Below are 2,345 nucleotides of genomic sequence, written 5' to 3' on the forward strand. Positions count from 1 at the left end.
CAGGTTGAGTTTGGATTGGTGCCCCTGCACTTACTAGTGATGCCTTATGAGTCGCAGTTTCTCTCACTCTCGTGATAAACATATACCCAGTATTAGGAGTAAGTTCACTAAAGATCGGACTATCCTGCCAGGTCGTCCCGTTATCTTTACTATATTCTTGACCTGCTACTCCATGTAGCGTAATACTTGTTGTTGTTTTACTGGCTTCAGTTGGTGCTGACGGTGCACTTGGACCATTCGCTTTTTCCACAGTTGCCGTCGCTCCACTCGTTACACTTCCTGTCGCATGCGTTCCATCGGCACTAACTGTAACCTTGAGTTTCTCACCAATATCGGCCTCTACCAACGTATATGTGAATGAGGTCGCTTAGGTTGAGTTTGGATTGGTGCCCCTGCACTTACTAGTGATGCCTTATGAGTCGCAGTTTCTCTCACTCTCGTGATAAACATATATTCCGTATCTGGAGTGAGTCCACTAAAGTTCGGACTATCCTGCCAGGTCGTCCCGTTATCTCTACTGTATTCTTGACCTGCTACTCCATTTAGCGTAATACTTGTCGGCGTTTTACTGGCTTCAGTTGGTGCTGAAGGTGCACTTGGACCATTCGCTTTTTCCACAGTTGCCGTCGCTCCACTCGTTACACTTCCTGTCGCATGCGTTCCATCGGCAGTAACTGTAACCTTGAGTTTCTCACCGATATCGGCCTCTACCAACGTATATGTGAATGAGGTCGCTCCTGGAATAACCGTGTTCCCTCTATACCATTGATAGGTCGGCACATCCGCTGTCGTTGTTGGTGTATACGTGATACTACTAATATCCGCGGTTAGCACACCATCATACTTAGCCTCTCCTGTGATGCTTACCGTGCCTCCCAATTCTGGCAAAACAGTTAGTGTCTCAAACATCTCATTTTCACCATAACTAGTCCCCACCGAATTTTTCGCGTACGCTCGGTAATAATAAGTACTACTTGGATTAAGACCTGATAGATCAACACTAAACGCTCCCGTTGTTCCAATAGCAGTTACTTTCTCACTATTCTCCGTAGTTGGTTCGGTGCTCGTCGAATAAACAATTCCACGTTCTGTAATCTCTGCTCCTCCATCAAAAGTTACGTTCCCACCTACTGTTGCACCTGTACTCGTAACACTTGTCGCTGGATTTAAGGTTATAACTATGGGAACTTGAGTAAGTACATCTGGATTCCCATATAATATGGTTCCGTTATTACCGACTATTACAAACTGACCATTTCCATAAGTAACCCCCTGTAAAAGAATGCTACCTAAACCAGTTGCATGTTCAGTCCAATTTATTCCGTCTGATGAGTAATATGCTTTACCAGAAGCTCCAACTGTTACATAATAACCATTTCCATAAGATACACTAGTTAAGAGGATAGAAGTTGTACCTACCGGTAAATTATCTTGCTTTGTCCAAGCTATGCCATCAGGTGAGGTGAGAATCGTTCCAGATTGACCAACGACTACATATTGACCATTTGCATAAATTACTGATCTTAAAATATTCGTGGTATTAGAGGTTTGCATTGACCAATTTTCCCCATCTGCAGATGTCAATATCGTTCCACCATGCCCTACTGCGACGAATTGATTATTAGCGTATATTACACCATAAAGATTATTTGTCTGTGGGGTTTTTTTTTGCCATGTCACCCCATTGCTTGATACATACATATTACCTAAATTACCAACAGTAACATATTTATTATATCCATATGTTACTGAATGAAGAGGGGTAGTACTATCTACTGAAGTAGCTGTTGTCCATGTTTGCCCATCCGATGACGTATAAAAATTAGATGAGTTGTCAACTGCTATAAACTGGTTATTTTCATAAACGACTGAATTAATCGTTTGGGGGGCAGTTATAGTAGTTGATTGTGTCCATGATGATCCATTTGTTGAATAATAAACCTTAGTATTCGTCCCCAAAGAAGTAGCCACATATTTACCATCACCATAAGCCACTGCTTTATAGCTTACACTTGGTGGTGTTGCTAGTGTAAAATCAGCAAATGCACTGGGTATCCATTGAAAAAATAATAGAAAGATTAGTAGGATACTTACTATTTTCTTATAACGTTGTCTCATAAATATCTCCTCCAACAAAACTATTCCTTCTATGTATCAAATAAAGGAATGTTATATGAATCTAGCATTTTGCACCACCTACTGTTGACTAGGAAATATCCCCTGGATACATATGATAAAATTCAATGCTTGGAAAGGCTGCCGAATATCCAATGCAGAAGGCGCTAATTGTCCAGCTGGTACAATTGTGGTTGTTACATTCCCACTTACTGTTCCACCGGAGATGG

General features: G+C 41.5%; 2 protein-coding genes. Both read right to left on the bottom strand.

The annotated features are described in order from the left end of the window. Window positions 1-250 (bottom strand): hypothetical protein (locus V1L66_RS22015; protein ID WP_409072236.1); only part of this gene is annotated, 250 nt, incomplete at its 3' end. 89 nt (window positions 251-339) lie between these two features. Next, window positions 340-2,118, bottom strand: a complete 1,779-nt coding sequence (locus V1L66_RS22020) for a DUF6242 domain-containing protein (RefSeq protein ID WP_409072237.1) — start codon at window positions 2,116-2,118, stop codon at window positions 340-342. Window positions 2,119-2,345 lie beyond the last annotated feature (227 nt).

The organism is Lysinibacillus sp. IITD104 (assembly GCF_036698265.2).
In the GTDB taxonomy this organism is placed as follows: domain Bacteria; phylum Bacillota; class Bacilli; order Bacillales_A; family Planococcaceae; genus Lysinibacillus; species Lysinibacillus boronitolerans.